The sequence below is a fragment of the Coleofasciculus sp. genome (assembly GCF_046539235.1).
Classification (GTDB): domain Bacteria; phylum Cyanobacteriota; class Cyanobacteriia; order Cyanobacteriales; family Coleofasciculaceae; genus Coleofasciculus.
Map to the genome: position 1 here is coordinate 1 of NZ_JBKHHI010000447.1, position 5161 is coordinate 5161.

The following is a 5161-nucleotide window of genomic DNA, read 5'->3' on the forward strand; positions in this document are numbered from 1 at the left end:
GTTAGGGCATGAACAAAGGGAAAGCTGGGTATTGTACCAATGGAACCCTGGAAATTAGCCGATGCGATCGCGGGTTCGATGGGTAGCTTGGGATTTTCTGGTGTTAGGGGTAACGGAACCAGTTGTAAATGTTTGTGTCGCTGACTCGCCCCTGCTATTTTACCGCCATTATAGAAGGCTAAGCCATCAATTTCCGCTAAACCTGTCCACATTGCTTGAAAATCGGATAAGGTGAGCCAATTATCCTGGTCTTCATACTCGCGGGTGACGATCAGGAGGTGATAATCGACTACGTTGAATTTATTTAACAGACACAGGTGGGTGTCGGAAATATCAGCCACGAATAAATCTTCCTCGTAAGGGAGAAAGGGGTTAAAGTCAGCTTTTTTCTTCTGCTGCTGCTTCTTGGCTTTGGCTTTGCGATCGAGGTTAGAGACGATCCGCACCAGAAAGCGAATTCCATCCTGTTCGACGAACTCATACTCAGTTGCGATCGGTTGCAGTGCGCCGCATTGGAGGGCGTGTTCGGTTGTCTTTTGAACCGTTGACCATAATGTACCCGGTTTTAGGGTGAGTGTTTTCGGTTCAGTGGGTTTTTCTTCGGGCATAGTCAATTGTTATATCAGCCGTATGCGAATCTAATCTAGACGATTTGATGAATTTTGCCCAGAACTAGAACATTGGTTCAGTTATCCAGCCCCTAACCTCAACTAGGTGTATCCGTTCTCCATTCTCATTTTCAGATAAAAAATATGGATAAACTGAAAATAATTTTTTGTGATTTAATTTTTATAAATCTTACAATGGAATATTACATTTGCAGAGTACGGATAAGCCAGGATTTAAACAAAAAGCTTGGATTAAAACAAATAAACCAAAGCTTGTTTCCAAATGTTATCGCCTTACAATAAAAATTAGGCTTTTTCATTTTTATTCTTCCAACTGTGCTTTATTAAACGCCTTGTCGCGAGAAGTTTGTGCATTACGACTACTATATTTACCCGTGGTGTTATCGCGGACAGTCGTTTTGTGTTCTTTGCTTCCAAATCCGAGCATGGTATCATAGCTCTTAGTTTTTGCGTAGTAACGGGATGTCTTTTCTGGCATGACTCAATTCTCCATATTTTGGGTTTGCAAGTGAGTTATAAGTGCAATTATTACTTACAAATTATTGATGAAATTTCGGATTTGCTTACGAAAGGCTCGTAAGCCAGGACTTCTACCAATCGTGCTACTTTGGGTGAGAACCTCTGCTACGACGTCTAAAATCGGTAGTCCTGGGAATGTGGGACTGGTGGAAACTGACTGATATTGTCCGGATTGTGAGGTGTAAATCTTAAGTTTGCCGCGATCGCACAGCCAAAGTTCGGGAACTCCTAAGCTAATGTAACCCTCCATCTGAGTTTTCGAGGTGACATCCACTTCGATAGCCAGATCGGGCGGTGGATCAACCTGGGGTGAGTCTTTGAACCCGTTTTAACGGGTTTTAGCTTTTAGCCCGAACTTGAGTTCAGGGCTTCTTCAGCAATAAATTATACCAAAAAAATGCCAATGACTAATAATTGTTCTACTCTACCCTTCGATCTTTTACTCATTACTGATCCAGCCGCTTGTCATCGGATGGGTCGAACGGTAGAACAAACTCTAACAAGTATCCTCAACGACATTAATCCTCAGCATGTTGCTATAATTATCCGTGATAAAAAAGCGGCAATTTCCCAGATTGCTACCACAATTAGTAACCTGAAGCCGTTAACTGACTCTACAGGTGTATTGTTGCTTGTACACAGCTATCCTCAATTAGCATTAGAATACAATCTAGCGGGAGTTCATCTATCATCAACGACAGCTATTGAACCTGTGCGGCAAAAGCTTCCACCTCAGATGCTTATAGGAGTCTCGCGTCATGCAACTGACTCACTCGATCAGGATGATATTGGTTTGGCTGACTATGCTACTATCAGTCCAGTGTACTCCCCTTTGTCAAAACCTGATGATCAGCGCAACACATTAGGTTTACAAGGGTTAAGAGATAGCGTTAAGCGCAGTTATCGCCCATTAGTCGCCCTCGGTGGAATTGAGTCAGGGCGAGTGAGTGCCGCGATCGCACATGGGGCAAAAGCCGTTGCTGTCATTGGTGCTGTTATGGCGGCAGAAAATCCGGCTAGTGTGGTTCAACTATTACTTCAGGAGGTGTTAATCGGGCGACAAAATAAAGATTTAGAGGATTGACTTTGTACAGAGATTTTCCGCTAAAATCGCTGTACGGCTGTGAACGGCTAATTGCTAGTTCCAAATTTTATCTAAATAAGATATCCTAACTAAATAACTTACTATAACTGCTATGAAAATTTTACTCACTTCGCTGCTCATCACTCCCCTGTTTACTCTCTTAAGTTCAGCCATTGCTTTAGCTGAAGTCCGCACTCAAGTGATTGAATACCAACAGGGTGATACTATACTCCAAGGCTTTCTGGCTTACGATGACGAGATTGAGGGAAAGCGCCCCGGTGTGATGGTGGTTCACGCTTGGAAAGGATTGGGAGATTACGAGAAGCAACGGGCAAAACAGCTTGCTGAATTGGGTTATGTGGCATTTGCGGCTGATATTTATGGTAAGGGAATTCGACCCGAAACTAATGAAGAAGCTAGAGAACAAGCGAGTATCTATCGATCCAATCGGAAGTTAATGCGCGATCGCGCCCAGGCGGGATTACGAGTATTACAACAATATCCGCTGACTGATGGGAATCAAGTTGCCGCGATCGGTTATTGTTTTGGAGGGGGTACAGTATTAGAATTAGCCCGCAGTGGTGCGCCAGTGGCTGGGGTTGTTAGCTTTCATGGGAATTTAGATACACCCAATTCCGCAGATGCTCAAGCGATTAAAGGTAGAGTTTTGGTGTTGCATGGTGCAGCCGATCCTTTAGTTCCTGATGAGCAAGTTGATGCGTTTAAACGAGAAATGAATTATGCCAATGTAGACTGGCAAATGGTTATGTATGGTAATGCTGTTCACAGCTTTAGTGATCCGAATGCGGGGAATGATCCGGCAACGGGAGTGGCTTACAATGAGAAGGCAGATAAGCGCTCTTGGGCAGCAATGAATCGGTTTTTTGCTGAATTATTTCGTTAAATTTGTCATTCGTCATTTGTTTATGTCATTTGTCATTTGTTTCCTTACATCCAGTTAAAATGAATCCGGTTGAAACTTGCTCGTTGGTGGTAACGTCAATACTTCTGGAAAACATTAGTGTTGATAAAAGGAAAGATATTGTACACTATGCGTCGCATTTTTGGCATCCTACCTCTGGTATTTTTACTGCAAAGTCTTCCGGTTGTTGCCCAAGAGTCAACAACCCTTGACCCCGTTGAACAGGTTATCGCGGCGGGATGGATGAATCGCGATCGCGAGGGGGATTTTCAGGCACAACAAATCCTCAATCGGGCTGAATTAGCATCGATTTTAGTCAAAACCTTTGACTTAGAAAAACGAGTCGCCCAACCCGACAAACCTATTGCTGTTCTCGATGTACCTACCTCTCATTGGGCATATCGCGATATTCAATTAGTCTTGCAAAATAACATTATGACAGGTTATCGTCAGGGACGATTTTTTCCCAATCAACGGGTTACTCGCGCCGAAGCATTCTCTATCTTAGCTCAAGCCTATGGCGTGTTTCAATTCCCAGAGGATACGGTGGCTGAACTGCTTTCCCGCTATCCCGATGCTGATAAAATACCAACTTGGGCAAGAAAGTCAATTGCCACGGCTTTGTATGAGGGGTTTGTTAATATCGATCCCCTGACTAATTCTATTGATCCTCTCGCCCCGATGACTCGTGGAGATATGGCTTATGCGTTGAGTAAATATCTGGAACGACAAGAAACCACTGCGCCGATTCCTTGGACGATTGAGGAACCTGCGCCCATGTAACAAAACGCCGAGGAAACACCTTTTGACCCAATGATTTGAGTATAGGGCGATCCGAGCCTATTGAGCAGATTCGGGGTTGTTCCTTTTGGCAAGCGGGTCGCCCCTACATTCCTCTATGATGGGAAAGATCCGGTTTGGTTGCAGGAATACCATGAACCATGAACCATGAACCATGTACAATCTCTGTGATCACTCCGCTATTATTGAACCTAATTTAGGAAAAAGAGTTATCCCATGGATTCTCAACCCTCTAATGATAATATACACACTCATTTAGTTTCAGCCGTGGTTGAGGCTACACTCAACCAAGATCAACCCCGTCTGAATAAACTCCTGAAAATAGCGCTCTATGACATTCCTACCGAACAACCGGAATCCTTGCGAGCACAAGTTGCCAGAAATTTCTTGATTCAAGTCGCTCAACGGTTAGAGGAATCCCTAGGAGCAAAGCATCATATCCTGGCTTGGTTTATGGTATATGTTGGCTTGGGAAACATACTACCAGAAGCAATTCAAGCGACGCAAATGGTTCTCAACGAAGGATTAAAACCCTTTGCCGATTTCTTTGTAGATCGTCAGGGGATTCATTTCTATAATCATGGCGATAAGGCGGACAATATTAATAAAATTCCGCCTCGCCTCTCTGAGTTTACCCAGATGACGGTGCGGATTTCTCAGGAGGAAGTGCAGCAGGTTATGGGAAAATTCAGTTTATCGGAAGAGAAAGCCCGACAAGTGGTCTTAAATTTGAAGATTTTAGAGCAAAAAATGAATGTACAGTTTCAACAATTATTGACGGTTTTAGATTCTAATCAAGCTTTGCTGAATCAGGTAATGACATTGGATTTAAGTAAACCAGATAATCCCAATCGTTTTGGCATGTAACAATGAGGCAGAAGGCTCTAGGACAGAAGGGGTAGGGGCACGGCAATGCCGTACCCTCACCGCATTGCTTCCATCAGCCATAGCAGTTGAGACGTAGGGTGGGCAAGAATTATAAACATTAAAAACCTTACTATTATCGTTTGTTGCTCTTGCCCACCACAGGGTAAGCTGTTCGACATTTAAACCTTAATATCAATAATGGAATGGCGAAATCTTTATCCGTAGTGTGTTTAGCGAAGCCATGCCGCAGGCTTTGCATCTTGCTCGCTACTAAGCCCACAGACTAGAAGTCTGGGGCTATACAAACCAAGTCCGCCTACGCGGACTCAATTCAGCCTG

Annotated in this window: 6 protein-coding genes and 1 pseudogene; 4 read left to right on the forward strand and 3 right to left on the reverse strand. The window is 43.7% G+C overall.

Going from position 1 to position 5161, the window contains the following annotated elements:
• The 3 genes and pseudogenes from ACLFWI_RS26395 to ACLFWI_RS26405 form a co-directional block, all read right to left on the reverse strand.
• On the reverse strand, positions 1–608 hold a 608-nt coding region (locus ACLFWI_RS26395), incomplete at its 3' end, for an ATP adenylyltransferase family protein (RefSeq protein ID WP_446415391.1).
• 322 nt (positions 609–930) lie between these two features.
• Positions 931–1107 carry a hypothetical protein gene (locus ACLFWI_RS26400; RefSeq protein ID WP_446410279.1) on the reverse strand — a complete coding sequence of 59 codons (177 nt, stop codon included), beginning with the start codon at positions 1105–1107 and terminating at the stop codon, positions 931–933.
• 54 nt (positions 1108–1161) lie between these two features.
• Positions 1162–1440: pseudogene (locus tag ACLFWI_RS26405) on the reverse strand (Uma2 family endonuclease); the annotation flags it as partial.
• 111 nt (positions 1441–1551) lie between these two features.
• On the opposite strand from ACLFWI_RS26405, the gene ACLFWI_RS26410 reads away from it, so the two are divergent.
• The 4 genes from ACLFWI_RS26410 (at position 1552) to ACLFWI_RS26425 (ending at position 4822) form a co-directional block, all read left to right on the forward strand.
• Positions 1552–2232, forward strand: coding sequence for a thiamine phosphate synthase (locus ACLFWI_RS26410; protein ID WP_446415392.1), 681 nt, complete (start codon positions 1552–1554; stop codon positions 2230–2232).
• A 112-nt stretch (positions 2233–2344) separates the two neighbouring features.
• Positions 2345–3136, forward strand: a complete 792-nt coding sequence (locus ACLFWI_RS26415; protein ID WP_446415393.1) for a dienelactone hydrolase family protein — start codon at positions 2345–2347, stop codon at positions 3134–3136.
• A 147-nt stretch (positions 3137–3283) separates the two neighbouring features.
• On the forward strand, positions 3284–3937 hold the full coding sequence (locus ACLFWI_RS26420) for an S-layer homology domain-containing protein (RefSeq protein ID WP_446415394.1): 654 nt from the start codon (positions 3284–3286) through the stop codon (positions 3935–3937).
• A gap of 234 nt (positions 3938–4171) precedes the next feature.
• Entirely contained in the window at positions 4172–4822 is a 651-nt protein-coding gene (locus tag ACLFWI_RS26425) for a hypothetical protein (RefSeq protein WP_446415395.1), read from the forward strand.
• The last annotated feature ends 339 nt before the right edge of the window (positions 4823–5161 follow it).

Excerpts from the sequence above, each read along its gene's own strand:
- ACLFWI_RS26400 (WP_446410279.1), bottom strand. The coding sequence starts at position 1,107 with ATGCCAGAAAAGACATCCCGTTACTACGCAAAAACTAAGAGCTATGAT.
- ACLFWI_RS26410 (WP_446415392.1), top strand. The coding sequence starts at position 1,552 with ATGACTAATAATTGTTCTACTCTACCCTTCGATCTTTTACTCATTACT.
- ACLFWI_RS26415 (WP_446415393.1), top strand. The coding sequence starts at position 2,345 with ATGAAAATTTTACTCACTTCGCTGCTCATCACTCCCCTGTTTACTCTC.
- ACLFWI_RS26420 (WP_446415394.1), top strand. The coding sequence starts at position 3,284 with ATGCGTCGCATTTTTGGCATCCTACCTCTGGTATTTTTACTGCAAAGT.
- ACLFWI_RS26425 (WP_446415395.1), top strand. The coding sequence starts at position 4,172 with ATGGATTCTCAACCCTCTAATGATAATATACACACTCATTTAGTTTCA.